The organism is Micromonospora sp. NPDC049523 (assembly GCF_040676775.1).
Lineage (GTDB): Bacteria > Actinomycetota > Actinomycetes > Mycobacteriales > Micromonosporaceae > Micromonospora_G.
Map to the genome: position 1 here is coordinate 132,404 of NZ_JBFAPP010000014.1, position 26,717 is coordinate 159,120.

The 26,717-nt window shown below is 71.4% G+C and carries 20 protein-coding genes and 1 riboswitch; of the genes, 6 read left to right on the top strand and 14 right to left on the bottom strand.

All coding sequences use genetic code 11. The features are described from left to right. Positions 1 to 74: 74 nt before the first annotated feature. Complete coding sequence (locus AB0J90_RS22595) at positions 75 to 3,008, top strand: hypothetical protein (protein ID WP_363598798.1); 2,934 nt, start codon at positions 75 to 77, stop codon at positions 3,006 to 3,008. Between the two features lie 302 nt (positions 3,009 to 3,310). Here the strand turns inward: AB0J90_RS22595 and thiC are convergent, their stop codons facing one another. From thiC to thiE, 7 genes are all read right to left on the bottom strand, one after another. Continuing rightward, a complete protein-coding gene (gene thiC, locus AB0J90_RS22600; protein WP_363598800.1) occupies positions 3,311 to 4,903 on the bottom strand; it encodes a phosphomethylpyrimidine synthase ThiC in 1,593 nt (530 codons plus the stop codon). Between the two features lie 17 nt (positions 4,904 to 4,920). After that, positions 4,921 to 5,712, bottom strand: a complete 792-nt coding sequence (thiD, locus tag AB0J90_RS22605) for a bifunctional hydroxymethylpyrimidine kinase/phosphomethylpyrimidine kinase (protein WP_363598802.1) — start codon at positions 5,710 to 5,712, stop codon at positions 4,921 to 4,923. Beyond that, complete coding sequence (locus AB0J90_RS22610; protein WP_363598804.1) at positions 5,709 to 6,317, bottom strand: thiamine phosphate synthase; 609 nt, start codon at positions 6,315 to 6,317, stop codon at positions 5,709 to 5,711. The genes thiD and AB0J90_RS22610 overlap by 4 nt, the downstream gene beginning before the upstream one ends. A 119-nt stretch (positions 6,318 to 6,436) precedes the next feature. Next, positions 6,437 to 7,234 (bottom strand): thiazole synthase, encoded by a 798-nt coding sequence (locus tag AB0J90_RS22615; protein ID WP_363598919.1) that lies wholly within the window; start codon positions 7,232 to 7,234, stop codon positions 6,437 to 6,439. A 20-nt stretch (positions 7,235 to 7,254) separates the two neighbouring features. After that, positions 7,255 to 7,455 (bottom strand): sulfur carrier protein ThiS, encoded by a 201-nt coding sequence (gene thiS, locus AB0J90_RS22620; RefSeq protein ID WP_363598921.1) that lies wholly within the window; start codon positions 7,453 to 7,455, stop codon positions 7,255 to 7,257. 20 nt (positions 7,456 to 7,475) lie between these two features. Continuing rightward, positions 7,476 to 8,576, bottom strand: a complete 1,101-nt coding sequence (gene thiO / locus AB0J90_RS22625; protein WP_363598923.1) for a glycine oxidase ThiO — start codon at positions 8,574 to 8,576, stop codon at positions 7,476 to 7,478. A 65-nt stretch (positions 8,577 to 8,641) separates the two neighbouring features. Further along, positions 8,642 to 9,286, bottom strand: coding sequence for a thiamine phosphate synthase (thiE, locus tag AB0J90_RS22630; protein ID WP_363598806.1), 645 nt, complete (start codon positions 9,284 to 9,286; stop codon positions 8,642 to 8,644). Further along, a riboswitch (TPP riboswitch) is annotated at positions 9,279 to 9,391 on the bottom strand. It overlaps the preceding gene by 8 nt. Before the next feature lie 329 nt (positions 9,392 to 9,720). On the opposite strand from thiE, the gene AB0J90_RS22635 reads away from it, so the two are divergent. The 4 genes from AB0J90_RS22635 (at position 9,721) to AB0J90_RS22650 (ending at position 17,368) form a co-directional block, all read left to right on the top strand. Continuing rightward, entirely contained in the window at positions 9,721 to 15,537 is a 5,817-nt protein-coding gene (locus AB0J90_RS22635; RefSeq protein WP_363598808.1) for a ThuA domain-containing protein, read from the top strand. A gap of 223 nt (positions 15,538 to 15,760) precedes the next feature. Further along, complete coding sequence (locus AB0J90_RS22640; RefSeq protein WP_363598810.1) at positions 15,761 to 16,276, top strand: hypothetical protein; 516 nt, start codon at positions 15,761 to 15,763, stop codon at positions 16,274 to 16,276. 5 nt (positions 16,277 to 16,281) lie between these two features. Beyond that, a complete protein-coding gene (locus AB0J90_RS22645) occupies positions 16,282 to 17,130 on the top strand; it encodes a helix-turn-helix transcriptional regulator (RefSeq protein ID WP_363598812.1) in 849 nt (282 codons plus the stop codon). Positions 17,131 to 17,137: 7 nt separating this feature from the next. Further along, positions 17,138 to 17,368 (top strand): DUF397 domain-containing protein, encoded by a 231-nt coding sequence (locus AB0J90_RS22650; protein WP_363598814.1) that lies wholly within the window; start codon positions 17,138 to 17,140, stop codon positions 17,366 to 17,368. Between the two features lie 70 nt (positions 17,369 to 17,438). On the opposite strand, the gene AB0J90_RS22655 is transcribed toward AB0J90_RS22650, so the two are convergent. The 3 genes from AB0J90_RS22655 to AB0J90_RS22665 form a co-directional block, all read right to left on the bottom strand. Next, positions 17,439 to 18,383 (bottom strand): aldo/keto reductase, encoded by a 945-nt coding sequence (locus AB0J90_RS22655; protein ID WP_363598925.1) that lies wholly within the window; start codon positions 18,381 to 18,383, stop codon positions 17,439 to 17,441. Positions 18,384 to 18,481: 98 nt separating this feature from the next. Further along, positions 18,482 to 20,161 carry an ATP-binding cassette domain-containing protein gene (locus AB0J90_RS22660; RefSeq protein WP_363598816.1) on the bottom strand — a complete coding sequence of 560 codons (1,680 nt, stop codon included), beginning with the start codon at positions 20,159 to 20,161 and terminating at the stop codon, positions 18,482 to 18,484. A 43-nt stretch (positions 20,162 to 20,204) separates the two neighbouring features. Further along, positions 20,205 to 20,810 carry a methyltransferase gene (locus AB0J90_RS22665; protein WP_363598818.1) on the bottom strand — a complete coding sequence of 202 codons (606 nt, stop codon included), beginning with the start codon at positions 20,808 to 20,810 and terminating at the stop codon, positions 20,205 to 20,207. Positions 20,811 to 22,119: 1,309 nt separating this feature from the next. Between AB0J90_RS22665 and AB0J90_RS22670 the strand changes: the two genes are divergently transcribed. Further along, positions 22,120 to 23,346 carry a hypothetical protein gene (locus AB0J90_RS22670; RefSeq protein ID WP_363598820.1) on the top strand — a complete coding sequence of 409 codons (1,227 nt, stop codon included), beginning with the start codon at positions 22,120 to 22,122 and terminating at the stop codon, positions 23,344 to 23,346. A gap of 29 nt (positions 23,347 to 23,375) precedes the next feature. Here the strand turns inward: AB0J90_RS22670 and truA are convergent, their stop codons facing one another. The 4 genes from truA to rpsD form a co-directional block, all read right to left on the bottom strand. Continuing rightward, positions 23,376 to 24,206, bottom strand: coding sequence for a tRNA pseudouridine(38-40) synthase TruA (gene truA, locus AB0J90_RS22675; RefSeq protein ID WP_363598822.1), 831 nt, complete (start codon positions 24,204 to 24,206; stop codon positions 23,376 to 23,378). Positions 24,207 to 24,291: 85 nt separating this feature from the next. Continuing rightward, the gene (gene rplQ, locus AB0J90_RS22680) at positions 24,292 to 24,864 is read right to left on the bottom strand and encodes a 50S ribosomal protein L17 (protein ID WP_363598824.1); all 573 of its coding nucleotides are present in this window, start codon (positions 24,862 to 24,864) and stop codon (positions 24,292 to 24,294) included. Between the two features lie 48 nt (positions 24,865 to 24,912). Continuing rightward, positions 24,913 to 25,935 carry a DNA-directed RNA polymerase subunit alpha gene (locus AB0J90_RS22685; protein ID WP_121158425.1) on the bottom strand — a complete coding sequence of 341 codons (1,023 nt, stop codon included), beginning with the start codon at positions 25,933 to 25,935 and terminating at the stop codon, positions 24,913 to 24,915. Between the two features lie 154 nt (positions 25,936 to 26,089). After that, a complete protein-coding gene (gene rpsD, locus AB0J90_RS22690) occupies positions 26,090 to 26,716 on the bottom strand; it encodes a 30S ribosomal protein S4 (protein WP_329107160.1) in 627 nt (208 codons plus the stop codon). Between the last annotated feature and the right edge of the window lies 1 nt (position 26,717).

Here is a 26,717-nt window from a genome sequence, read left to right on the forward strand (position 1 = left end):
AGGCAGGCGAAGTAGTCACCGACGCGCTGGCGTCAGGGTGGCGATCCAACCCGACGGGCCGTAACCTGCCCCGCATGGCCTTTCGGACCTGGGGCAGGGTGCTGCTCGTCGCACTCGGCGTCGGCGTACTAGCCGGAGCGGGCCAGCTCGGCTTCGCGTACGGCTTCGGGATCGTGCGCTTCGCCCGTACCTTCGACTCGACCACCGCCAGTCAGTGGACCGCCCAGCTCGCCTGGGTGAGTTGGTTCACAATGGTGGCCGCGGTCGTCGGCGCGGTGATCGCGGATCGGCTGGCCCGGCGGTACGACTACCACCCCACCCTCGGTACCCGGCTCGCGCTTGCCGGCGCCGCCGCACTCGGCGGCGGCGCCGTGGCGCCGCTGTCCATGCAACCGGCTCGGGCCGCGCAGGTCGACTCGGTGGACCCGGTCCTCGCCGCTGGTCTGATCGCCGGCCTGGGCGCGCTGGTCGGGTTCGCGGCGGCGGTGGCGGCACTGCACCAGTCGCCGGTGAGCTGGAACGTCGCCTTCGTCACCGGTGGAATCTGGGTGTTGGCGCTGATCTCGGTGATGCCGTCACTCGGCCCGACCGATCCACTGCCCGCGGTACGGCTCGGAGTGCCGGACCCGACCTGGCTCAGCGCTGGCAGCACCCAGCGGTTGGCGGTCGTGACGATGCCGGCGCTGGCGCTGGTGGCCGGGGCGCTCACCGGCGCGCTGGCCCGGATGCGGGGCCACTCGACCGTGGTGGTCGCCAGTGCCGGGGCGGTCGGTCCGGCGATGCTCGCCCTCGCCTACCTCGCCGCCGGACCGGGTGACTCGGCCGACAAGTACCAGGCGGCGCCGTACTGGGGTGCACTGGTCGCGGTCGCGGCGGGTGCGCTCGGTTCGGTACTCGCCGCCGTGATGCGCTGGCCGCTGACCGCGGAAACGGCGACACCGACCCCGTTGCAGCCAACCGAGATCCTCCAGCGCGTACGCACCCCGGAGCCGGCGGCGGAAAGCCCGTCCGAGACCTGGACCAGCCACTCGACGGACCCGTGGACCGACCGGCCCACCGAGCCCCGCCCAGACCACCTCTCCACCACCCCCGCCACCGCCGAACCGACGCGGCCATGGGACGACCACTCACCCGCCACGCCCGAACCGACGCGGCCATGGGACGACCACTCCCCCGTATCCGCGACGAGCGACGCGACACGGGCGTGGAAGGACAACCCGACCGAGTTGTGGGCCGCCACCCGGTCCGGCGCCGGGTCCTCTGACCCGGCAGCCGAGCCCGTCATCCCGAGTCCGCGCCGGTCGCGTGAGACCGACACGGACCACAGCAGCCCCGCCACCCCGTTCCTCGCCTACACCCCATCCCGACCGCTCAGCGCTGACTACGCGGCGAGCAAGCCGAAGCCGGCAGAGGCGAGCGACCCGGAGCCGGTAGACAAGCCCGGAACAGCGAGCAAGCCGGCATCACCAACCAGGCGCGAATCGACCAACCGGTCGGAATCCACAGACCCTGGCGATTCCGACCTTTCGTCAATTCCCACCGGCCCAGCCGTACCCGCGTCGCCGATTTCGCCAGCACTCGCAACCCCCGCGCCGTTCCCATCGTCGCCCCCAGCACCATCGGTCCGCCCCTCGACCACCACCGCTCCCTCCTCGCCACCGCCACTCACGCCCACCCCACCGCCAGCAGCAACTCCGCAGGCGGCCCCGTTCGCGGCGACTACAGGGTCCAGCATCGAAAACAGGCCGACGACGGACCTGACCCGCCCGGTGAGCCCCGCGCCCGCAGCGCCCATCCCGGCCCCAGCCCCACGCTCGTCGGCACCGGACCCGCTTAAGCCGCCGACCCCGGAACCGCTCCGGTCATCGCCCCCCGAACCCTCAAGGTCGCCGAAGTCGGACCCGTTCGGGACGACGTCCGAGTCCACGGTCCGCCGACCGGAGCCCGAATGGGCCGATCCGACGCTCGCGACCATGTCCACCGCCGACTTCTGGCCCTCCTCCGTCGACCGGCACAAGCCGTTCGAGGAGCGCACCGAGAGCGGCTGGGACGCGTTCGCCGCCGCAAGCCGGACGGACACCCCCGCTTCCGCTCCGGAACCCACCGGTCGCGCCAGCCGCAACGCCGCTGACGACCAGGACCCCCCGCGTACGGAGAGCCGCCAACCCGCCGCCCCGCCCGAACCCTTCTTCAAGGCCCCCGAACCAGTAGCCACCAGCAGGCCCTTCGCCACCCCCGAACCGCTCCCGAGCAGCAAGCCCTACCCGACCCCCGAACCGCTCACCAGCGGCAAGCTCTTCACCACCCCTGAACCGCTCACCAGCGTCGAGCCCATCACCACTCCCGAACCGATAGCCACCGGCAAGCCCCACACCACTCCCGAACCGGTCACCGGCAACGGCCCGTCGACGCCCCCCGAGCCGGTACGGAAGAACCCCTTCCGCCTCAGCGGATCGACGCCAGCACCGATGCCACCGACCAGCACCGCATATCCCACCAGCACCACCACCGCATCCCCCACCACTTCCCGGCCCGAACCCACCGAACCGAAACCCGATCGCACCATCCCCGGTATCGCCCCCGACCTGCGCTCGACCGCCCCGCCCCTCCCCGGGTACGACCACTCGACCGAGCAAAAGTCCGAAACGAAGGCAGCTCAGCAGCTCGAAACAACGGCCGCTCAGAAGCTCGAATCAAAGACCGAGCAGGGGTCCGACGAGAAACCCGAGGAAAAGGCAGCACGCCCCCGTCGCGGCCTGTTCCGCCGTAACCGCTCATCCGGCTCCAACCCGGAGCCCGACGCGACCACCGGCCCCGACACCGCCAAGACCTCCTCGGAACCACCGGAAAAGCGTGGCCGCGGCCGTACGGAACGCCCAGTGCCCGCCACCGACGAGGAGTACGTCGACTGGGTCAGCGGCCTGGGAGCCCCCACCCCCGCCGAACCCACCTCCCCCGACACCCCCCGCCGCACCCTCCGCTCCCCCGGCCGCCACCACGCCGACTAACCCCACCCACCCCCACCCACCCCACCCCCACAGCACCCCGTTGACCATGAAGTTAGCGCTCATTTTCCCCCCCGTTAAGCGCACCAACTTCATGATCAACGAAAGCACCCGCCCACCCAGCCGGCCGGTCCGGCTGATGGCGGGAGGGGGCACGGAACAGGGTTGGGCCCGCCGTGACCGGCGAGGGGATCAAGCGTGACGGCCCTCGCCGGGCACGGCGGGCCCAACCCCACCAACAACACCAGCCCAACCCCACCAACAACACGAGCCCAACCCCACCAACAACAGCAGAACAAGAAAACTCAAGCCAACGGCAGATAAACCTTCCCACCCGACTCCACGAACTCAGTCGACTTGTCCTGCATCCCGCGAGCCGCGTACTCCTTCAGCTCCTGGGTGATTTTCATGGAGCAGAACTTCGGGCCGCACATCGAGCAGAAATGCGCCGTCTTCGCCGGCTCCGCAGGCAGGGTCGCGTCGTGGTACGCCCGAGCCGTCTCCGGGTCGAGCGACAGGTTGAACTGGTCCTCCCAGCGGAACTCGAACCGGGCCTTGGACAGCGCGTCGTCCCAGTCCTGTGCACCGGCATGCCCCTTTGCCAGGTCGGCCGCGTGTGCCGCGATCTTGTACGCGATCACACCCGCCTTGACGTCGTCCCGGTCCGGCAGCCCCAGGTGTTCCTTCGGGGTGACGTAACAGAGCATGGCGGTGCCGAACATGCCGATCATCGCCGCGCCGATGGCCGAGGTGATGTGGTCGTACGCGGGTGCGATGTCCGTCGTAAGTGGACCGAGGGTGTAGAACGGCGCTTCCCGGCACAGCTCCTGCTGGAGGTCGACGTTCTCCTTGATCTTGTGCATCGGCACGTGACCGGGGCCCTCGATCATCACCTGGACGTCGTACTCCCAGGCGATCTTGGTCAGCTCGCCGAGCGTACGCAGCTCGGAGAACTGGGCCTCGTCGTTGGCGTCCGCGATCGACCCGGGCCGCAGCCCGTCACCCAGGGAGAAGGTCACGTCGTAGCGGGCCAGGATCTCGCACAGCTCCCGGAAGTTGGTGTAGAGGAAGTTCTCCTCGTGGTGCGCCAGACACCAGGCCGCCATGATCGAGCCGCCCCGGGAGACGATGCCGGTGACCCGCTCCACGGCCAACGGCACGTAACGCATCAGCACACCGGCGTGCACGGTCATGTAGTCGACGCCCTGCTCGGCCTGCTCGATCACGGTTTCCCGGAACACCTCCCAGGAGAGTTTCACCGGATCGCCGCCGACCTTCTCCAGTGCCTGGTAGATCGGCACCGTACCGATCGGCACCGGGGAGTTGCGGACGATCGCCTCGCGGGTCTCGTGGATCCGCTTACCGGTGGAGAGGTCCATCACCGTGTCCGCACCCCAGCGGGTGGCCCAGGTGAGCTTCTCCACCTCCTCGGCGACCGACGAGGTCACCGCCGAGGTGCCGATGTTGGCGTTCACCTTGACCAGGAAGCGCTTACCGATGATCGCCGGCTCCACCTCGGGGTGGTTGACGTTGAGCGGCAGCACCGCCCGGCCGGCGGCGATCTCGTCCCGCACGACCTCGCTCGGCACCCCTTCGCGTACCGCCACGAACTCCATCTCCGGCGTGACGATCCCGGCCCGCGCGTACGCGAGCTGGGTCGGCCGCCGGCCGTCGGTGCCGGCGAGCGGGGTGCCGGCACCGCGTACCGGCGCAACGTCACCGCGCTCGGCGATCCACGGGCCACGCAGCGCCGGCAGGCCGACCTCCGGGTCGCTGCCCGGCCCGGAGGTGTCGTACAACCGGACCGGCGGGTTGTCCCCGGCCAGTTCCACCTCTGCGAACGGGACCCGGATGTCCGGCCGCGATCCCTCCACGTACACCTTGCGACGAGCCTGCATAACCAACCTCCTGCTTGTCAGCGGGACCAACCGAAGTGGTCCAGCGGTCCATGGCCGGTGCCCAACTTCCAGTCGCGCGCACCGGCGAGCGCGCGGGCGACGTACTCCTTGGCGAAGACGACCGCGTCCGGGACCGCGTCGCCGAGCGCGATCCGCGCGGCGATGGCGGCCGAGAAGGAACAGCCGGTCCCGTGCGTGTTCCGGGTGGGCACGCGCGGGCCGCTGAGCAGCCGCACCTCCGTGCCGGTCCAGAACACGTCCACCGCCTCGGTCCGGTCGTCGTCGTCACCGCCGCCGGTGACCACCACGTAGCGGGGTCCGTCGGCGGCGATCTGCGCGGCGGCACGGACCATCTCGTCGGTGGTCGTCACCGGGCGTCCGACGATCGCCGCGGCCTCCTCCCGGTTCGGCGTCGCGACCAGCGCGTACGGCAGCAGCCGGGTCACCGCGGCGACCACGCCGAGCCGGTGTCCGCTGGTCGAGACGAGCACCGGATCGACCACCAGGTGCGGCAGCAGCCCGGCGCGGGCCTGTGCCGCCACCGCGTCCGCCACTTCCTCGGTGCCGAGCATCCCGGTCTTCACCGCGAGCACCGGCAGGTCCGACAGGACCGCGTCGAGTTGTTCGGTGACCAGGTCCGCAGGGGTCGGCAGGACGGCGCGTACCTCGTGGGTGTTCTGCGCGGTAAGCGCGGTGATCACGGAGGTGCCGTAGACACCGAGGGCCGCGAACACCTTCAGGTCGGCCTGGATGCCGGCGCCCGCGCCGGAGTCGGAGCCGGCGATGGTCAGCGCCACCGGGGGTGTCATCGTCCGCTCCCCCGCACGACGGGCGCCGGGGCGATCAGCCGGGCGACGAGTTCGGCCGGGTCGTCGGCGCGCATCACCGCTCCCATCACCGCCACCCCGGCCGCACCGGCGGCGAGGCAGGCGGCGACCTGGTCGGGCCCGGTGACGCCGCCGAGCGCGAGCACCGGGACCGGGGTACGCCGGACCAGCCGCGCCAGGCCGACCGGGTGCAGTGGCGGCCCGTACCCGGGCTTGGACGGGCTCGGGAAGATCGGGGAAAGGGTCACGTAGTCCTCCGTCGACAGTCGCGCCAACTCGGCCGGGTCATGGCAGGACCGGCCGACCAGCGGCAATTCGGGCGGCGGGTACGGTCCGGCCGCAGGCAGGTGCACGGCGGTGCCGCCGAGCGGGTCGGGGCCGGCCACCAGCAGCGTTCCGCCGACCGGCGCGAGGATCTCCCGCAGGCTCTCGGCGAGCGCCAGGCGCTGGTCCCGGGGCAGGTCCTTCTCCCGAAGCAGCACCCAGCGGGCACCACCGTCCACCGCCGCACGGATCACCTCGGGCAGTGGCCGGTGGGTCTGCCACCGGTCGGTGACCACCACCAGACCGCTCGGTGTGCCCGGCATACGTGGCGTCGCCGTACCGTCGTCGTCCGGGCCGGGCCGCGGCGTCCGAGGGCGCGGCGTGGCCGGCTGACGACGGTCCGGGCGGCGCGGCTCCGGGGAAATCTCGGGCCGCCGGCCGGTCACAGCTCCGGCCGTCCCTCGTCGGGACTGGAGGCCAGCGCGTGGAACCGTCGGGGGATCCGGCCGGAACGGGCGGCGAGCCAGCCCGCCTCGACGGCGTACCGCATCGCGGTTGCCATCCGCGCCGGTTCGGCGGCCCGGGTCACCGCGCTGGCCAGCAGCACCCCGTCGCAGCCGAGTTCCATGGCGAGTGCGGCGTCGGAGGCGGTGCCGATCCCGGCGTCGAGGATGACCGGGACGTCGACGCTCTGCCGGATCAGTCGGATGTGGTGCGGGTTGCCGATGCCGAGCCCCGAGCCGATCGGGGCGCCGGCCGGCATCACCGCCGCGCAGCCGGCCTCGGCGAGCCGGCGGGCGAGCACCGGGTCGTCGCTGGTGTACGGCAGCACCGTGAACCCGTCCGCGACGAGCTGGTCCGCGGCGTGCAGCAGCTCGACCGCGTCCGGCAGCAGGGTCCGGTCGTCCCCGATCACCTCCAGCTTCACCCACGAGGTGTCGAACGCCTCGCGGGCCAGCCGGGCGACCTTGACCGCCTCGGCGGCGGTGTAACAGCCGGCGGTGTTCGGCAGCAGCCGTACGCCACATCGTTCGAGTACGTCCAGCAGCCCGCCGTGCATGGTCGCGGCGGTGTCCACCCGGCGCAGCGCGACGGTGACCAGTTCGGTGCCGCTGGCCCTGATCGCCTGTTCGAGTACGTGCAGGTTGGCGGCTCCGCCGGTGCCGAGGATCAGCCGTGAGGCGAACGACACCCCGCCCAGCTCGAACCGGCCGGTGACCGGCTCGGCGGGGGTATCCAGGTCCACTTCGGACACCCCGCTCACCCGCCCTGGGCCGCGGTCAGCACCTCGACCCGGTCGCCGGAGTTCAGCACCGCCGCCGGCCAGCCGGCCCGGGGTACGACCTCGCCGTTGACCGCGACGGCCACGCCGCGGGTCTGGCCGGTGACGGTGGCGACCAGTTCCGCCACGGTCATCCCGCCGGGCAGACTGTGGTCCGTCCCGTTCACGGTCAGTTCCACCGAAATCCCGCCCTCTCCGGTCACCGGATCTCCTCCCTCACCGAGGTGTGCCCGGTCCGGGTGAACCGGTCCGGGGTGAAAGGTGCCAGCGCCGGACCGGCCACCCCGCCGGTGAGCAGGTCGACGACGAGTTGTGCGGTCACCGGGGTGAGCAGGATGCCGTGCCGGTAGTGCCCGGTCGCCACGACCACGTCGGGGCGGTCCGCCAGCCGGCCGATCACCGGCGCGTTGTCCGGCGTACCGGGGCGGTGGCCGGCGGTGGCCTCGGCGAGTTCGTACTCGGCGAGTTCGGGCACCAGGTCGGTCGCGGCCCGGAGCAGTTCCAGTACGCCACCGGCGGTGACCGTGGTGTCGATGCGTTCCTCGACGGTGGCGCCGACCACCACCTCGCCGTCGAGCCGGGGCACCAGGTAGACCGAGCGGCCGTCGTTGTAGCCCCGGATCACGTGCCGGAAGCCGGGCGGCTCGCCGCCGGGTGCGCGCAGCCGGAGGATCTGCCCCTTCACCGGCCGGATCGGCAGCCCGGTCAGGCCGGCGGCTCCGCAGCCGGCGGCCACCACGATGGTGCCGGCGTCCAGTTCGGCGAGGTCGTGCACGGTGGCCGGCACGAACACCACCCCGGCCCGTACCGCCGCGATCCGCAGGGCGGCGACGAGTCGGCGCGGATCCACCTGGTGGTCGTCGGGGGCGTGCGCGCCGCCGCGTACCCGTGGTGCGAGCAAGGGTTCGCGGTCGTGCAGCTCGGTCGCGTCCAGTGCGGTGATCGGCAGTCCGAGTCCCTGCTGGTACGCCCAGAGCCGGCGGGCCTCGGCCAGGTCGTCGGCGGTGCGCCCGATCACCAGCGTGCCCTCGGTGCGGTAGCCGAGTTCGGCGATCCCGGTCAGCCCGGCCGCCGCCGCGACCTCGGCGGCGAAGTCCGGCCAGCGGGCGGCCGAGTCCAGCAACAGCCGGGTCAGCGCCTGCTCGCCGAAGGACGCCTCGGCGACTGGGGAGAGCATGCCGGCGGCGACACCGGACGCCCCGCTGCCGGGATCCGGGTCGTGCAGCAGCACCCGCATCCCGCGCAGCGCGGCCAGCCAGGCGATGCCGAGCCCGATCGGCCCCGCTCCGACCACCGCCACGTCCGCCCGCCGGGCGGTGAGGAAGGGCCCCTTGTGGTCGGATCCCGTCGGGTACGGGCCCCCGCCTAGCATGCCGGCGCCCCGGTGCGGGTCAGCGCGGCGAGCAGTTCGGTGGTGGCTCGGGCGGGGTCGACGGCGGCACAGATGGCGCCGACCACGGCCACCCCGTACGCGCCCGCGGCCAGCAGTTCCGGCACCCGCGCGGCGGTCACCCCGCCGATCGCGATGACCGGTACGTCGACCGCCTCGGCCACCAGCGCGATGCCGGCCGGGCCGATCGGTTCCGGCAGCCCGTCCTTGGTGGTGGTGGCGTAACAGGGCCCGACGCCGAGGTAGCTGGCGCCGGCCGCCACCGCGTCGCGGGCCGGGTCGGGTGCGCGGGCGGTGGCGCCGAGCACCGCGTTCGGCCCGAGCACTCGTCGGGCGGCGTCGACGGGCAGGTCGAGCGCACCGACGTGGCCACCGGCGGCGTACGCGGCGAGGGCGACGTGCAGCCGGTCGTTGACCAGGCAGGTCGCGCCGAACGGCGTACAGAGGTCGACCACGCGCCGGGCCAGGTCGTACGCGTCGCGGTCGGTGGCGTCGTCCTCGACGCGTACCTGGACCACGAGTTGTGGCCCGGCAACGGCCAGCGCCGCACGTACCGTGGCGACGGGATCACGCCCGGTACGGGTGTCGGTGACGAGATGCAAACGTCCCAGTACGGGCACGGCAAACTCCTCCCTGCGCCGGCATTACCCGGATCAGGTTCGACGGTCGGGGGCTGTGTCAGCCCCCCTCTCAGCCCGGTACACCGGACTCCCGTGGGTTACTTGTCGACCACACTACGACGACGAACCCGATCCGCCAAGGGGGTCGCACGTCACAGCGGCCCGCCGCGAGCGGTGGAGGTGACCCCGAACACCCAAGGGTTTTGTCTGTCCTATCCGGAAGATCCACCTCGGTTACCCAACCGTTACCCGATTTGGCTTGTTGCTGTATTGCCCGCCCAACGCTGACCAGCATTAATTTGTTCAGCGACAAGACAAATTTCGACTGCACGGCCACGGCGGGCCACGCAGCCGAAACCCACCACCCCCGAACCGGTCTTCGGCGAGCCGGCCGGGGATCCCCCGTTGTCCTCATCGGACGAAGGAGATCCTTCGTGTCAAGACCTCGCCCGCGCCGCGCGCTGCGCGGCGCCCTCAGCCATGCGCTGCTGAGTCTCGCGGTCGCCGTCACCTCGACGGCGGCCGCACTCGTAGCAGCCCCGAGCGCCGCACAGGCGGCACCTGCCGCAGCCGCGGCGGACCCGTACTCCGTCCTGGTCTTCTCGAAGACCGCCGGGTTCCGGCACGGCTCCATCCCCTCCGGCATCGCCGCGATCCAGCAGCTCGGCACGGCGAACGGGTTCTCCGTCACCGCGACCGAGGACGGTGCCGCGTTCACCGACGCCAACCTCGCCCAGTACAAGGCGGTGATCTGGCTCTCCACCACCGGTGACGTGCTCGACGACACCCAGCAGGCGGCGTTCGAGCGCTACATCGAGGCCGGTGGCGGGTACGTCGGTATCCACGCCGCCTCGGACACCGAGTACAACTGGCCGTGGTACGGCAGCCTGGTCGGCGCGTACTTCAACGCGCACCCGGCGAACCAGCAGGCCACGGTCAAGGTCGAGGACCCGGGGCACCCGTCCACCGCCGGCCTGCCGGCCCAGTGGTCCCGCTTCGACGAGTGGTACAACTTCCGGACCAACCCGCGCGCGAACGTACACGTGCTGGCCAGCCTGGACGAGCGCACCTACACGCCGGGCACCGGCGCGATGGGCGCCGACCACCCGACCGCGTGGTGCCAGGAGTACGACGGTGGCCGTTCCTGGTACACCGGCGGTGGGCACACCAACGAGTCGTACGCGGAACCGGAGTTCCTCACCCACCTGCTCGGCGGCATCGAGACCGCCGCCGGTGTGGTCGAGGCCGACTGCAACGCGACCAAGACCAGCAGCTTCGAGAAGGTGTCGCTGGACAGCAACACGAACAACCCGATGGAGCTGGACATCGCTCCGGACGGTCGGGTCTTCTACGTCGAGCGCGACGGCCGGATCCAGATCATCAAGCCGGACACCGGCACCACGGTGACCGCGGTCACGCTGCCGGTCTTCACCGGCAACGAGGACGGCCTGCTCGGCATCCAGCTCGACCCGGACTTCGCCACCAACAACTGGGTGTACGTGTACTACGCACCCGCCGGTGGCGCGGCCCGTAACTACCTCTCCCGGTTCACGGTCGAGGGCGACACCGTCAACGCCGCCACCGAGAAGGTCGTGCTCCAGGTCCCGACGCAGCGCAACACCTGCTGCCACGCGGGCGGAAGCATCACCTTCGACAGCCAGGGCAACCTGTACCTGGCCCTCGGTGACAACACCAACCCGTTCGAGTCGGACTCCTTCACCCCGATCGACGAGCGGCCGGGCCGGCAGGACTTCGACGCGCAGCGTTCGTCGGGTAACACCAACGACCTGCGCGGCAAGGTGCTCCGGATCCACCCCGAGGACGACGGCACCTACACCGTGCCGGCCGGCAACCTGTTCGCACCCGGCACCGCGCTGACCAAGCCCGAGATCTACGCGATGGGCTTCCGGAACCCGTTCCGGATCGGCATCGACCCGCAGACCGACACCCTGTACGTCGGCGACTACGGCCCGGACGCCGGAGCGGCGAACCCGAACCGTGGCCCCGAGGGCACGGTCGAGTGGAACATCGTCGGACCGGGCAACTACGGCTGGCCGTACTGCCACGGCGCGAACTACGCGTACAACGACTACCCGTTCCCGTCGGGACCGAGTGGGCCGAAGTTCGACTGCGCGGCGCCGGTCAACAACTCGCCGAACAACACCGGCCTGACCAACCTGCCGCCGGCCATCTCGGCCACGGTCGACTTCGACTACAGCGGCAACCCGCTGTTCCCGGAGATCGGCGGCGGCGGCGCCCCGATGGGCGGCCCGGTCTACCGGTACGACGAGAACCTCGACTCCGAGCGCAAGTGGCCGGCCTACTACGACGGCAAGGCGCTGCTCGGCGAGTGGAACCAGAACAAGATGTACACCATGCAGGTCAGTGCCGACGGCAAGTCGCTGGTCGACATCAACCAGCTGCTGACCGGCATGAGCATGCTGCGGCCGATGGACTTCGAGTTCGGTCCGGACGGTGCGCTGTACCTCATCGAGTGGGGTACCGGCTTCGGCGGCAACAACGACAACTCGGGCATCTACCGGATCGACTACATCGCCGGTGAGCGGTCGCCGATCGCGGTCGCGAACGCCGTACCCACCTCGGGTCCGGCACCGCTGGCGGTGCAGTTCTCCAGCGCCGGGTCGCGTGACCCGGACGGTGGCGCGCTGACGTACGCCTGGAACTTCGGCGACAACGCCACCTCCACCGACCCGAACCCGGCGCACACGTACGCCGCGGCGGGCAACTACAACGCGCAGCTCACGGTCACCAACCCCAAGGGGCGTACCGCGGTTGCGAACGTACCGGTCACGGTGGGCAACACCGCGCCGACCGTCTCCATCGAGTTCCCGCCGGACGGCGGCTTCTTCGAGTGGGGCGACCTGGTCAAGTACAAGGTCAACGTGACCGACCCGGAGGACGGGACGATCGACTGCGACCGGGTGGTGCTCCAGTACTACCTGGGCCACGACCAGCACGCGCACCCGCTGCAGTCGTACACCGGCTGCGAGGGTTCGGTCCAGACGCTGCTGGCCTCCGGGCACGGCGCCGAGGCGAACGTGTTCGGTGTCTTCGAGGCCGTCTACACCGACGGTGGCGGCGCCGGTGGGTCGAACGCCCTGACCGGGCGGGCGATCGAGCAGCTCCAGCCGAAGCGCAAGCAGGCCGAGTACTACACCTCGACCGGCCGACTGGCCGGATCGACCAGCGGTGGTGACCCGGGCGTGCAGCGCCAGGCGACCACCGACCCGGCCGGTGGATTCGAGAACATCGGGTTCATCGAGCCGGACGACTGGTGGGCGATCGAGCCGGCGAACCTGACCGGCATCGACTCGCTCCGCTTCCGGGCCTCGTCGGCCGGTGGCGGCGGTCGGATCGAGGTCCGTACCGGAGCGGTCGACGGCCCGCTGGTCGCCACCGCCGAGGTGCCGAACACCGGTGGCTGGCAGACCTTCGTCGACGTACCGGCGACGATCACCACCCCGAGCACCGGCAGCGGCACGCTGTACTTCGTGGCGCGCAACCCGACCGGTTCCACCGGAACCGGCGCGATCATCAACGTGAACTGGACCGACTTCCTCGGTCGGGGTGTCACCGACAACGCCCCGCCGGTGGTCACCGCCTCCGCGAACCCCACCGCCGGCGTCGCGCCGGTGACGGTCGCCTTCAGCGGTACGGCCACCGACCCGGAGAACGACGCCCCGTTCACCTACGCCTGGGACTTCGGTGACGGCGGCACGGCGAACACCGCCAACGCCAGCCACACCTACACCGTCCCGGGCAACTTCACCGCCACCCTGACGGTGACCGACGCGCGTGGTGCCTCCACGAGCGTCTACGTACCGGTGCAGGTGACCGCGCCGAACACGTCCTGCTTCGGGGCGCGCTCGGACGACTTCACCGGCACCTCGCTGGACAAGTCGCGCTGGTCGACCGTCATCCGGGAGAACCAGCTCTACTCGGTCAGCGACGGCAGCCTGGTCCTGCCGACCGCGGTCGGCGACCTGTACGGCGCCACGAACAACGCCACCAACGTGGTGCTCCAGCCCGCCCCGAGCGGTGCCTGGCAGGCGACCACCAAGGTGACGCTGAGCGCGACCGGCAACTACCACCAGGCCGGTCTGATCGTCTACGGCGATGACGCGAACTACGCCAAGCTCGACCTGCTCTACTCGGACGGCCGCAAGTTCGAGTTCATCCGGGAGACCGCCGGCACGCCGCGCAACGAGGCCGCCGACGGGATCGCCGTACCGGCCGGGCTGGGCGACACGTTCTACGTCCGGCTGAGCAGCGACGGCACCAACCTGACCGGGGCCTTCTCGGCCGACGGTCAGACGTTCACCCCGGTGGGTCGGTCGGCCGCGCTGGCCGGCATCGAGAACCCGAAGGTGGGTCTGTTCGCGCTGAACGGCAACACCACCGCCTCGGTGAACGACGCCAAGTTCGACTGGTTCCAGCTCAGCCCGGACGAGCCGGCCGGGCCGGTCGTGCCGTCCGACGAGTTCACCGGTACCAGCCTGGACAAGTGCAAGTGGAACGCGATCGTCCGGGAAGACCCGACCGGTTACCGGGTGACCGGTGGCGGCCTGCAGATCGACGTACCGAACGGCGACATCTACCAGGGCGGCGGCACCCCGCCGCCGAACTTCATCCTGCAGAACGCGCCGGCCGGTGACTGGACGATCGAAACCAAGATCGACGGCAGCCAGTTCAACGAGCAGTACCAGCAGGGCGGTCTCCTCGTCTACGCCGACGACGACAACTACCTGAAGCTGGACTACATCGCGGACAACGCGGCCGGTCAGCCGGTGACCCGGCGGATCGAGTTCCGCAGCGAGATCGGTTCCGTGGTGCAGGACCCGCAGCCAAACGGGTCGAACCTGACCCAGGGCATCTGGCACCTGCGGTTGGCCAAGGCCGGCGACACGTACACCGCGTCGTACTCGGCCGACGGGACCGAATGGACGTCGTTGGGGAGCCTGACCAACGCGGCCGTGGGCGCCACGCCCAAGTTCGGCCTGTTCACCCTCGGTGCGGCACAGCAGGCGTCGAAGCCGGCGACGTTCGACTACTTCCGGGTGAGCACCGCGGTCGACGACCCGACCGCACCGGTGACCACCGCGGCAGTGGCCGGTACGCCGACCGGCGGCTGGTACAACGCCGCCACCACGGTCACCCTGACCGCCACCGACAACACCGGTGGCAGCGGAGTGGCGAGCACCGAGTACCAGCTCGACGCGGGCACCACCTGGACCGCCTACACCGAGCCGATCCTGGTCTCCGGTGACGGCGCCCACCAGGTCCGCTTCCGCTCCACGGACGAGGCCGGCAACGTCGAGGAGACGAAGACCGTCGACGTGAAGATCGACGCGACCGCGCCGGTCACCTCGGCGACCTTCGCGCCCCCGAGCGACAGCGGTTGGCACGCCGGGACGATCCCGGTGACGCTCGCCGCGACCGACGCGGGTGCCGGGGTCAGCAAGCTGGAGTACTCCCTGGACGGCGGCGCCTGGACGCCGTACACCACGGCGGTCAGCGTCAGCGGCGACGGGCAGCACGAGTTGCTGTACCGGGCCACCGACGCGGCCGGCAACGAGGAGACGCTGAAGTCGGCGCTGCTCAAGATCGACGGCACCAAGCCCACCGTGCTGGTCTCCGGTCTCGCCGACGGCCAGCTCTACGGCGACAGTGCCGACGTCCGGGTCTCCTGGCAGGCGGTCGACCCGACCTCCGGTCTGGAAGCCACCATCGGCACCCTGGACGGCCAGCCGTACGCCAACAACACGCTGCAGGCGCTCTACGACCTGTCGCTGGGGCTGCACGAGCTGACCGTCACCGCGACCGACAAGGCCGGCAACACCACGACCTCGTCGGTACGGTTCTTCGTCACCACCTCGTTCCGGGACATGCAGAACCTGCAGGACCGGTTCAAGGCCACCAACCGGCTCTCCACCAAGGCCCACAAGCAGCTGACCAACAAGCTGACTGCGGTCCGCGACTCGGAGGCCGCCGGCAACGACAAGCGGGCGGTGCAGCAGTTGACCGCGTACAAGGAGCTTGTCGCCGACACCACCCTGGTCACCGACGCGGATGTCCGCGACGTACTGACCAGGGACGCGGACGCCATGATCGTCCGGCTCGGTGGCGCCGCCACCAAGGCGGGCGTGAAGGCCAACGCCGACAAGTCCGTCCAAGGAACGGGACGCCTCGCCGAGGACCCGACCCGGATCAAGCAGGGCGGCAAGCTCTAACCACCCCGTAGCGAAAAACAGTAACCGCACCAGACCCGGGGCGGCCGGCCAACCAGGCCGGCCGCCCCGGCGTACCCCCGGCACCACCGCACCCGGGCGCCACCCAGTCCCTCCGTACCAATTCGCGACCGCACAGCCCCTGCCGCCGGGCCGCTCCCAGCCGACACACTGGAACCCATCCCGCGGCACCGTACGGGTGTCCGGCGCGCCGAAAGGAACTCTGATGCGACCCCTGCGAGTACTGCTCGCCGCGCTGGCCCTCGTACCGATGCTCCTACTGCCGGCGATGCCGGCGGCGGCGCGCGACGGCAAGCTCGACCTCCAGGTGGCCGGCGACGGCGCCACCGGGGTGACCATCCGGGCCAGCTACGCCGACGGCCACCAGCTCGAGTCCGTGATCCGGCTGGTGCTCACCGCGAAAGGCGGATCCGGCGACACCGTCGGGCCGATCCAGCTCGAACCCTCCGGTGAGGGCCAGGGTTTCTACACCACCGGACCGATCCTCTCCCCCGGCCGCTGGCAGGTCACGGTCACCGCACCCGCACCGAACCCCGCCGAGGCGGTCGCCACGGTCGAGGCCAAGGCCGAACAGACCGCACCGAGGCCGGTACCCAGCAACCCGGTCGCACTGCCGAAGGAGTCCGGGCTGAGTACCGGCGTGTGGTGGCTGATCGGCGGCGCGCTGCTGCTCGCCGCCGCCGGCTCGGCCGTACTGCTCGCCCGCAACCGCAACAGTTGAGCGTCGTGTCCCGCCGCACCCAGCCCGCTGTCGCCGGCCGCAACGTCGGCGGCCAGCTCCGCGAACTACGCGTACGCCGGAAGCTGAGCCTGCGCGAGGTCGCCGCCGAACTCGACTGGCCGCAGTCCCGACTGTCCCGCCTCGAACACGGCCGCCAGCAGGTACGCACCGAGGAAGCCGCCGCCCTGCTGGTCGTCTACCGGGTCACCGGCGACGAACGGGCAGCCCTGCTGCGCCAGGTCGAACGGGCCGCCGAGCCCGGCTGGTGGGAGGCGGCGGCCGGGCTCTCCGCCGAGTCGCGCACGCTGATCCACCTCGAAGCCGAGGCGACCACCATCATCGGCTGCGAACCGCTGCTCGTACCGGGCCTGCTGCAGACCCCGGACTACACCCGCGCGGTGATGGAGTCGTGCGGTGTCCGGAAGGTCGACACCCAGCCGCGGATCGCCGCCCGGCTGGCCCGGCAGGCGATCCTCACCCGCGACACCCCACCGGCGCTGCACGCCCTGATCGACGAGGCCGCCCTGCGCCGCCCGGTCGGCGGCCCGCAGGTGATGGCCCGCCAGCTACGGCACCTGGTCACGGCCAGCGAACGGCCGAACATCACCCTCCGGGTGGTGCCGCTCGCCGCCGGCGCGCACACCGGCCTCGACGGTGCCTTCGCGCTGCTCGACTTCCCGCGCAACCGGTCAGTGGTCTACCTCGACCACAAGCTGACCGGGCTGTTCCTGGAGGACCGGCACCAGGTCGAGTTCTTCCGGCGGGAGGCGGTACGGCTCGCGGAAGCCGCGTTGAGCCCGGTCGCATCGGTAAACTTCATCGCTCGGGTCGCCAGCGAGTACGAGCGGAAGTGAGACCGCGATGACCGGTACGCAGCTGTCCGGGGCAGTCTGGCGCAGGTCGAGCCGGAGCGGCTCGAACGCGAACTGCGTCGAGGTGGCCGACCTCGGTGCGCTGGACAGCGCATCCGCCGGCCCCACCACGGTCGTCGGCGTACGCGACTCGAAGGACCTCGACGGGCCGGTGCTCGCGTTCGCCGCCACCGCCTGGGCCTCCTTCGTCGCGGCGGCCCGCCGCAACCGGCTCGGCTGACCCCACAGACAGCCGTACGGGGTCCGGAGCGGCTGGCTCCGGACCCCGCTGGGGAAAACCGCTGCTCGGGTCAGAGGATGGCGCGCAGCGCCGCCAGGTCGTCGGCCGAGGGCTGCCATTGGCCGGCGGCGGCGTTCGCCCGTACCTGGTCGGGGGTGGTGGCTCCGGCGATCACCGAGCTGACCGCGGGCTGGGCGGCCAGGCCGCCGATCGCCACCTGCAACGGGGTCAGGTCACGCTCGGCGGCGTACTTCTCGATCGCCTCGATGGTGTCCCAGGGTGCGGCGGCCAGGCGGTCGGCGTACCGTCCGCCGCCGGAGAGCCGGCTGCCGGCCGGCGGCGCCTCACCCCGCTTGTACTTGCCGGTGAGCAGGCCGTTGGCGAGCGGGAAGAACGGCAGCAGGCCGAGGCCGAAACGTTCCGCGGCCGGCGCGATCTCGGTCTCGACGTGCCGCTCCACCAGGCTGTACTGGTTCTGCGCGCTGATGAACGGCGCGTAGCCCCGGGTACGGGCCACCCACGCCGCGTCCGCGATCTGCCAACCGGAGAAGTTGGAGTTGCCCAGGTAGCGCACCTTGCCCGCCCGGACCAGGTCGTCGAGCGCGCTCAGCGTCTCCTCGATCGGGGTGCCGGGATCGACCTCGTGCAGCTGGTAGAGGTCGATGTGGTCGGTGCCGAGCCGGCGCAGCGACCCCTCGACCGCGCGGTTGATGTAGCGGCGGGCGCCCCGCGCCCCGTGGTCCGGGCCGTTGGCGCCGAGCATGTCCATGCCGAACTTGGTGGCCAGTACGACGTCGTCGCGCCGGCCCTTCAGCGCGGCGCCGAGCTGCTCCTCGGATGCGCCCTTCGGCTCGCCGTAGATGTCGGCGGTGTCGAAGAAGTTGATCCCGGCATCCAGGGCCGCGTCCACCACCGCACGGGTGCCCTGCGTGTCCAGCTTGCGGCCGAAGTTGTTGCAGCCGACTCCGACGACGGACACCACGAGTCCGGAGTCGCCCAGCCGGCGAAAGGTCATCTCAGTCACGTGATCAACCCTATGCCCGCGCCCGTCCGGGGTGGCATCAACCACGTGTGAGGAAAGCCCTTCGTGGCTGGGAAGGGCCTTCCGCACACTCAGCCGACGTCCCAGACGGGTTCGGGGGTCTCGGTGACCTCGTTGTCGGCGCCGAAGAGCACGAACCGCTCGAACGACCGGGTGAACCAGCGGTCGTGAGTGACCGCGATCACCGTGCCGTCGAACGCCTTCAGCCCCTCTTCGAGCGCCTCCGCCGAAGCCAGGTCCAGGTTGTCGGTCGGTTCGTCGAGCAGCAGCAGGGTGGCGCCGGATAGTTCGAGCAGCAGGACCAGGAACCGGGCCTGCTGTCCGCCGGAGAGGGTGCCGAACCGCTGGTCACCCTGGGCGGCGAGCTCGTACCGGCTCAGCGATGCCATGGCCGCGTGCCGGTCCATCCCGGACCGGTGGTCGTCGCCCCGCCAGAGGATCTCGACCAGGGTCTTGCCCATCAGTTCCGGGCGGTCGTGGGTCTGCGAGAAGTGACCCGGCCGGACCCGGGCACCGAGCCGGGCCACCCCGGCGTGGTTGACCGGCGTCAGCAGGTGCCCGCCGTCGACCGGACCGTTGGCCGGCTCCGGGTCGGTGCCGCCGCGGGCGAGCAGCCGCAGGAAGTGCGACTTCCCGGTGCCGTTGGCGCCGAGGACGGCGACCCGGTCGCCGTACCAGAGTTCCAGGTCGAACGGGTACGTCAGACCGTCCAGTTCCAACTGCTCGCAGATCACCGCGCGCTTGGCGGTACGGCCACCGGACAGCCGCATCCGGATGTCCTGGTCCTTCGGCGGTACGGGCGGCGGACCGGCCTCCTCGAACTTGCGCAGGCGGGTCTGCGCGGCCTGGTAACGCGAGGCCAGCCCGTCGTTGTACGCCGCCTTCTGCTTGTACATCAGCATCAGCTCGCGCAGCTTCTGGTGCTCCTCGTCCCAGCGACGGCGCAGCTCGTCGAGGCGGGCGTGCCGGTTGACCCGGGCCTCGTGCCAACTACCGAAGCCGCCCGGATGCACCCAGGCGCTGCCGCCCTCGACGGCGACCACCCGGTCCGAGGTCTGGGCCAGCAGTTCCCGGTCGTGCGACACGTAGAGCACCGACTTCGTCGACTCCCGAAGCCGCCCCTCCAACCACCGCTTCCCGGGTACGTCGAGGAAGTTGTCCGGCTCGTCGAGGAGTAGCACCTCGTCGCCGCCCCGGAGCAGGATCTCCAGCGCGAACCGCTTTTGCTGCCCACCGGAGAGGGTCCGTACCGGACGGGTCCGGCTCGTCTCCCAGGGCAGGCCGAGCACGATGGTGGAGACGGTGTCGAAGAGCACCTCGGCGTCGTACCCGCCGGCCTCGCCCCAGGCGCCCAGCGCGTCCGCGTACGCGAGTTGGGCCTTGCCCGCCGCGGTGCTGAACTTGCCGCGTACCTCGGCGGCGTGCAGCGCCTCCTCGGCGGCGGCGAGCCGGGCCCCGGCCGTACGCAGCCCGGGCGCCGAGATGGACAGGGCGAGGTCGTACAGCGTCGACTCGTCGCCGATCATGCCGATGAACTGGCGCATCACGCCCAGGCCGCCGAAGCGGGCGATGCCACCGGTCGGGGTGGGCAGGTCACCGGCGACCATCCGCAACAGGGTGGTCTTGCCGGCGCCGTTCGGGCCGACCAGGGCCACCTTGGCGCCCTCGCCGACCCGGAACGACACGTCGGCGAAAAGTTCCCGGCCGTCCGGCAGGGTGTAGCCGACCCCGGCCACGTCTATGTAACCCACGCGGGCATCCTGCCTTGTCGTTCGGCTTGGGCGGTACCGGATTTCACCGCGTGATCCGGAGCACCCGGTAGCCCTTCTGGCTGGCCGGGCGGTCCACCTGCCAGCCCTGTTCGGTCAGCCAGCGGTGCAGCGAGTCGCCGCCGAGGTGCCGGCCCACCACGAGCCAGCCGACACCGTCCGGGGCGAGCCGGGGCAGCCAACGGGCGAGCATCGTGTGCAGTTCGGCCTTGCCGATCCGGATCGGCGGGTTGGACCAGATCTCGGCGAACGTGACGTCGTCGGGCACCTCGTCGGGGGCGGCCACCCGGATCCGGTCGGCGGCACCGATCCGTACGGCGTTCGCGCCGGTCAGTTCGCGGGCTCGCGCGTTGACGTCGACCGCCCAGACGGTGGCCGCGGGCGCCTCGGTCGCCAGCACGCAGGCGATCGGCCCGTAGCCGCAGCCCAGGTCGAGCAGCGGACCGCCGGTGCCGGGCTCGGGCAGGTCAGCCTTGCGCAGGAGTACGGCCGTGCCGGGGTCCAGCCGAGCGGCGGAAAAGACGCCGCCGGCCGAGACCAACGAGTAGTCCCGCCCAGCGGCGGAGAACTCGATCTCCCGACGGTCGGAGGCGGTACCGGGTTGGGCGGTGAAGTAGTGGTCGCCGGTCACGCATCGCATTCTCGCGTACCGCTGTTTTCACGTCGCAGGCGTGGTCGTGCCTCCGTACCCGTGGAGGTTCCTGCCCGAATGTCTCGTCTTTCACCTGGCGTGATTCATGGGTAGAGGCGCCAAATGGGTGCTTCCCACTACCCTGAGCGACATGACGGACGGTCGTGGATCGGGCTCCGGCGGGTGGCCCCCGCCGCCCGACCGTGATCCGGCCAGGGTCGAACCAGCCACCCGCCGGCCCCGACCGCCAGCCCCTCGCGGCGCTGTCGGCGGACACCGTCACAGTGCGGAGGACCGGGAGCCCTCGGCCTCGCTCGACCCACCGACACCGAACCCGACCTCGGGCTTTCCGGCCGGCCGGTCCAACTGGCCGGTGCCCGGTACAGCCCGGCCGCCGGAGGGCGCACCCCGGCCCGTGGAGCGTCCGCCCGGGCCCGGTGAGCGTCCGCCCTGGCCCGCAGACCGCGCACCCCGCCCTGCGGAGCGTGCGCCGCGGACCGCAGACCGTCCAGCCTGGCCTGCGGACCGCGCACCTCGCCCTGCGGAGGGTGCACCTTGGTCCGTGGAACGTCCGGCCCGGCCCACGGACCGGACCCCTCGACCTGCCGAACTTCCACCACGACCCGCGGACCGTGGATCTCGCCCCACGGAGCCTTCCCCACGCCCGGCGGACCGTGGACCTCGACCGGCAGACCTTCCCCCACGCCCGGCCGACCGTGGACCTCGACCGGCGGAGCGTCCGCCTCGGCCGCGTGCGCCGGAACGGGAGACGCCGAGCCCCGGCACCGTGCGGCCGAGCGGCTATCCGGCAGGGTCCGCCGGCATGGCCGGTGGCAACCCCTGGGCCATCGCCGGGCCGGGTCGGCAGCCGTCACCGGGAAGCCGCGCCGATTCGCCGAGCCCGGCCGTACCTCCGCACTCCCGATCCGCCTCGGCATCGGGGCGCCCGATCCCACCCGCCCCGAGCCCGGGGTTGCGCCCGGCGCAGGCCGACCCGCGCCGGGCGGCGGCGGGCGATCCCCGGTCGGCAACCGACGAGCCGTACGGTGCACCCCGCATCGGGTCGGGGACGGACGGACGGGGTACCCGACCGGTCGGCCCACCACTTCCCCGGCCGGCCCAGCGCCCACTCGCGGCCCAACCTCCGGCGCCGCCGAGCCGCCGCCCGCTGGACCCCCCACCGCTGGTTGCGCCCGATCGGGGTCGGGAGACAGCCGGGCCGACGGCACCCCCACCGCGTCCGGCGCCCGCGCCCGTCCAGCGGGCGGAGACGTCCGGGTCGGCACCCGTGCCCGCCCAACGTCCGGCCGTGGCCCGATCCCGGGTGCCGGCGGGTCCGGCCCGACAGCCGGAGCCCTTCGACCAGCCTTCGCTCCAACCGGCCCGCGATCGCCTACCGGCACCGGGACAGGCCGCGTACGGACCAGCTCCGGACCCGATCACGGCCCGCCCGCCGGTGCAGCGGGCACCGCTGCGTCCCGCACCGGACCGGGCATCGCCGGCTCGGCCGGGCCCGGAGGGCGGCGAGCCACCGCGACCGTCCTCGCGCTTCCCCGCGCCCGCGGTGCCGAAGCTCCCGCACCTACCGAACCTCCCCGGCACCCCGACGCCGGCCGGCTCCGGCTCCGGGGCGAATGTTGGCCCGCCACCTTCCGGTGCGCGCCCGCCGCTGGGCAGGCCGCCGGGGGCACCGGACGCGGAACGGCCGCCGATCGGCACCTCGCTGGTCGTCCGGCCCGGCTCGGCCATGGTGCTCGTACGGACCGGGGGCAGTGGGGCCCTTCCGGTGGTGGCGACCCGCGACCCGAAACGCACCTGGCAGTGGGTGATCGGTGGCCTCGGCGTGCTGGTGCTGCTCGCCGTCTGCGGGCTCGGCTCCTTCTTCATCATCGCGGACGAACGGCAGGGGCGGGCAGGGCGAGATTCGGCGGATTCGTCGCGGCCGACCGCGCAACCCCGGGACATCAGCTCGCGAACCGTCGACCCGGCGCCGCTGACCGAGTCGGAGGTGTTCCCGGCCCAGCAGATCGTCATCAACCCGGCGGAGCCCGCGTACCAGGTGCTCAGGACGCAAACCGCCACCGACTGCGCCAGCGCCGCCACCGGTGAGATCAACACCCTGCTCGCCGATCTGGGCTGCGACCAGGTCGTACGCGGGACGCTCCGCTCGCCGACCGGGAACCACCTGGTCACGGCGGGCGTGTTCAACCTGGCGGACGCCACCGGCGCCGAGTGGGCGCACCAGAAGATCAAAGTGATCGTGGACGGTGGCAAGGGCCGGTTCCAGGGCCTCGCCGCGGACAAGGGAACCGAGGCGGTCACCCTCGCCTCCGCGCAGGTCGGCTGGCACGTACGCGGGCACTTCCTGGTCTACTGCGTGATCGCCAGAACCGACGGTACGGCGATCGGCGACGACGACCCGTACGCCCGGCAGATCCTCTTCGACATGATCGAACTGCACCTGCGCGGTGGCGTCCTCGAACGCCGGGCCACCGTGCCGGTCGACGCGTCCGCGCAGGCCACCCCCGCGGCCTGACCTGGACTGGCGGCACCGGGCAGTGGTGCTCAGGCCTCCGCGGGCAGCCGCAGCCGGCGGGTACGCAGCGCGCGGTCGGCGTACTCGGCCGGGTCGGCGGGGTAACCGACCTCGACCAGGGTCAGCCCGTGGGCCGGCGCGACGGTCACCTCACTCGACCGTTCCCGCCGGCTGAGCAGACCCGCCGGCCACTCGACCGGCCGCCGTCCGTCGCCCGCGACCAGCATCGCCCCGACCAGACTGCGCACCATCGACTGGCAGAACGCGTCCGCCTGGACGGTCGCCACCAGGATCCCGTCCGGATCCCGACGCCAGTCCAGCCGGGTCACCTCGCGCAGGGTGGTCGCGTGCTCCTTGCGCCGGCAGTACGCGGCGAAGTCGTGCTCGCCGACCAGTCCAGCCGCCGCACCGACCAACGCGTCCAACTGCAGGGCACGCGGCCAGGCCAGGATCTCGTGCCGCCGCAACGGCTCCACCCCGTACGGCGCGTCGGTCACCCGGTACTCGTAGCGCCGGAAGGTCGCCGAGAAACGGGCGTCGAAGTCGTCCGGCATCTCGGTGATAGCCCGTACCCGGACATCACCCGGCAGGAGTCCGGCCAGCCGGCGCAGCAGCGAGTCGGTGACCGGTGCCCAGGCGGCATCGGCCAGGTCGACGTGGCAGACCTGACCGGTGGCGTGCACCCCCGCATCGGTACGGCCGGCCACGGTCAGCCCGGTCACCGAGTCGGCGCCGAGCACCCTGGCCAGCACCTCGGTCAGCACACCGGCGACCGTACGGCGCCCCGGCTGGGCCGCCCATCCGGAGAAGTCGGTGCCGTCGTACGCGACGTCGAGGCGTACCCGGGTGTAACCGTCCACTGCCGTACCCCCTGAACCTGCCGTACCCGGAAAATGCACGGGCCCGGCACCCCCGCGAGGGTGCCGGGCCCGACGTTGCCCGAGGTCAGGACTTGCTGTTGTCAGCCTCGTCGGTGTCCTCGCGGGCAGCCGCCGTGTCGCCCGACACCGACTCCGGCGCCTCGGCGTCCTGGTCCGCGTCAGCGTCCGCCGGACGGGTCTCGGTCTCGTCCGCGGGGGCGAGCGCCTCGACCTTGTCCTGCTGCGCCGCCTTGCGGGCGGCGGTCTTCTGCGCGGTGCCGGTCGGCGCGGGTGCGACGACCAGTTCCTCGACCAGCTCGATGATCGCCATGGGCGCGTTGTCGCCCTTGCGCGGCCCGGTCTTCACGATCCGGGTGTAGCCACCCGGGCGGTTGGCGTACCGGGGCGCGATCTGGTCGAACAGGGTGTAGACGACGTCCTTGTCCTTCACCGTGCCCAGCACCTTGCGGCGGCTGGCCAGGTCGCCGCGCTTGGCCTTGGTGATGAGCTGCTCCGCCAGGGGCCGCAGCCGCTTGGCCTTGGTCTCGGTCGTCTTGATCTTGCCGTGCTGGAACAGCGCGGTGGCCAGGTTGGCCAGCATCAGCCGCTCGTGCGCGGGGCTGCCGCCGAGGCGGGGACCCTTGGTGGGCGTGGGCATGCTTGGTGCTCCTCAATAGTGGGCAGCTGATCTCCAGCTAGCCGAAAATCAAAGCTGCTCGGTCTCGCGGTAGTCGTCGGTGTCGTAGTCGCCCTCGCCAAAGGTGTCCACGACGTGCGCCGGGTCGAAGTTGGGAGCCGAGTCCTTCAGCCCCAGGCCCATCCCGGCGAGCTTCATCTTGACCTCGTCGATCGACTTCTGACCGAAATTCCGGATGTCGAGGAGGTCTGCCTCGGTACGCCCGATGAGCTCACCAACGGAGTTGATGCCCTCGCGCTTGAGGCAGTTGTAGGAGCGGACGGTCAGGTCGAGCTCCTCGATCGGCAGCGCCAGGTCGGCCGCGAGCTGCGCGTCCTGCGGCGACGGGCCGATGTCGATGCCCTCCGCCGTCTCGTCCAGCTCCCGCGCCAGGCCGAAGAGCTCGACCAGGGTGGAACCGGCCGACGCCAGTGCGGTACGCGGGCCGATCGACGCCTTGGTCTCGACGTCGATGATCAGACGGTCGAAGTCCGTACGCTGCTCGACACGAGTCGCCTCGACCCGGTAGGTCACCTTCAGCACCGGCGAGTAGATCGAGTCGACCGGGATCCGGCCGATCTCGGCGCCGGACTGCTTGTTCTGCGCGGCGGTGACGTACCCGCGACCCCGCTCGACGGTCAGCTCCATGTCGAGCCGGCCCTTGCCGTTCAGGGTGGCGAGCTTGAGGTCGCCGGTGTGCACCGACACCCCGGCCGGCGGCTGGATGTCCGCGGCGGTGACGTCGCCGGGGCCCTGCTTGCGCAGGTACATGCTGACCGGCTCGTCGTGGTCGGAGCTGACGCAGAGCTCCTTGACGTTCATGACCAGCTCGACCACGTCCTCCTTGACACCGGGGATCGTGGTGAACTCGTGCAGCACGCCGTCAATCTTGATCGACGTCACGGCCGCGCCCGGGATGGACGACAGCAGCGTACGCCGGAGCGAGTTGCCCAGGGTGTAACCGAAGCCCGGCTCGAGCGGCTCGATGGTGAACCGGGACCGGGTCTCGCTGATCGACTCCTCGGAGAGGGTCGGCCGCTGGGTAATGAGCACTTCTGTTCTCCTTGGTTCGGGGCGCCCACCATTTGACGCCCGTCTGTGTTGCCATGCCAGCTAGCTGGCGACCGTTCGGGGGGCGACTCCGGGGTTGACCACGACAACGCTGTGCCGTACGGCCAACCCCGGATCGTTCCGAGCGGTTTTCGGCCTACTTGGAGTAGAGCTCGACGATCAACTGCTCCTGGACCTGCGTGTCGATGACCTGCCGGGCCGGGAGCGTGTGCACCAGGATCTTCATCTGGCTGGGGATCGCCTCCAGCCACGCCGGCACGGTCCGGGAACCGGCCTGCGCCTGGGCGACGACGAACGGGGTCATCTCCTTGGACTTCGCCCGCACCTCGACGATGTCGTGTTCCTTGATGCGGTACGACGGGATGTCGACCTTCTTGCCGTTCACGATGAAGTGACCGTGCTTGACCAGCTGGCGGGCCATGTCCCGGGACTGGGCGTAGCCAGCCCGGTAGACCACGTTGTCCAGCCGCGACTCGAGGATCTGCAGGAGGACCTCACCGGTCTTCGCCTGCTTCGCCACGGCCTCCTCGTAGTACCCGCGGAACTGCTTCTCCAGCACGCCGTAGACACGACGGGCCTTCTGCTTCTCACGAAGCTGGAGCAGGTACTCGGTCTCCTTGGTCCGACCCCGGCCGTGCTGTCCGGGCGGGAACGGCCGGGACTCGAACGGGCACTTCGGTCCATCGCACTTGCTGCCCTTGAGGAACAGCTTCATCTTCTCCCGCCGGCAACGGCGGCAGTCAGCACCGGTGTAACGAGCCATC

Coding starts and splice junctions, on each gene's coding strand:
- AB0J90_RS22640 (WP_363598810.1), top strand. CDS start 15,761: ATGCGACCCCTGCGAGTACTGCTCGCCGCGCTGGCCCTCGTACCGATG.
- thiD (WP_363598802.1), bottom strand. CDS start 5,712: ATGACACCCCCGGTGGCGCTGACCATCGCCGGCTCCGACTCCGGCGCG.
- rplQ (WP_363598824.1), bottom strand. CDS start 24,864: ATGCCCACGCCCACCAAGGGTCCCCGCCTCGGCGGCAGCCCCGCGCAC.
- AB0J90_RS22655 (WP_363598925.1), bottom strand. CDS start 18,383: ATGACCTTTCGCCGGCTGGGCGACTCCGGACTCGTGGTGTCCGTCGTC.
- thiC (WP_363598800.1), bottom strand. CDS start 4,903: ATGCAGGCTCGTCGCAAGGTGTACGTGGAGGGATCGCGGCCGGACATC.
- rpsD (WP_329107160.1), bottom strand. CDS start 26,716: ATGGCTCGTTACACCGGTGCTGACTGCCGCCGTTGCCGGCGGGAGAAG.
- AB0J90_RS22595 (WP_363598798.1), top strand. CDS start 75: ATGGCCTTTCGGACCTGGGGCAGGGTGCTGCTCGTCGCACTCGGCGTC.
- AB0J90_RS22610 (WP_363598804.1), bottom strand. CDS start 6,317: ATGCCGGGCACACCGAGCGGTCTGGTGGTGGTCACCGACCGGTGGCAG.
- AB0J90_RS22650 (WP_363598814.1), top strand. CDS start 17,138: ATGACCGGTACGCAGCTGTCCGGGGCAGTCTGGCGCAGGTCGAGCCGG.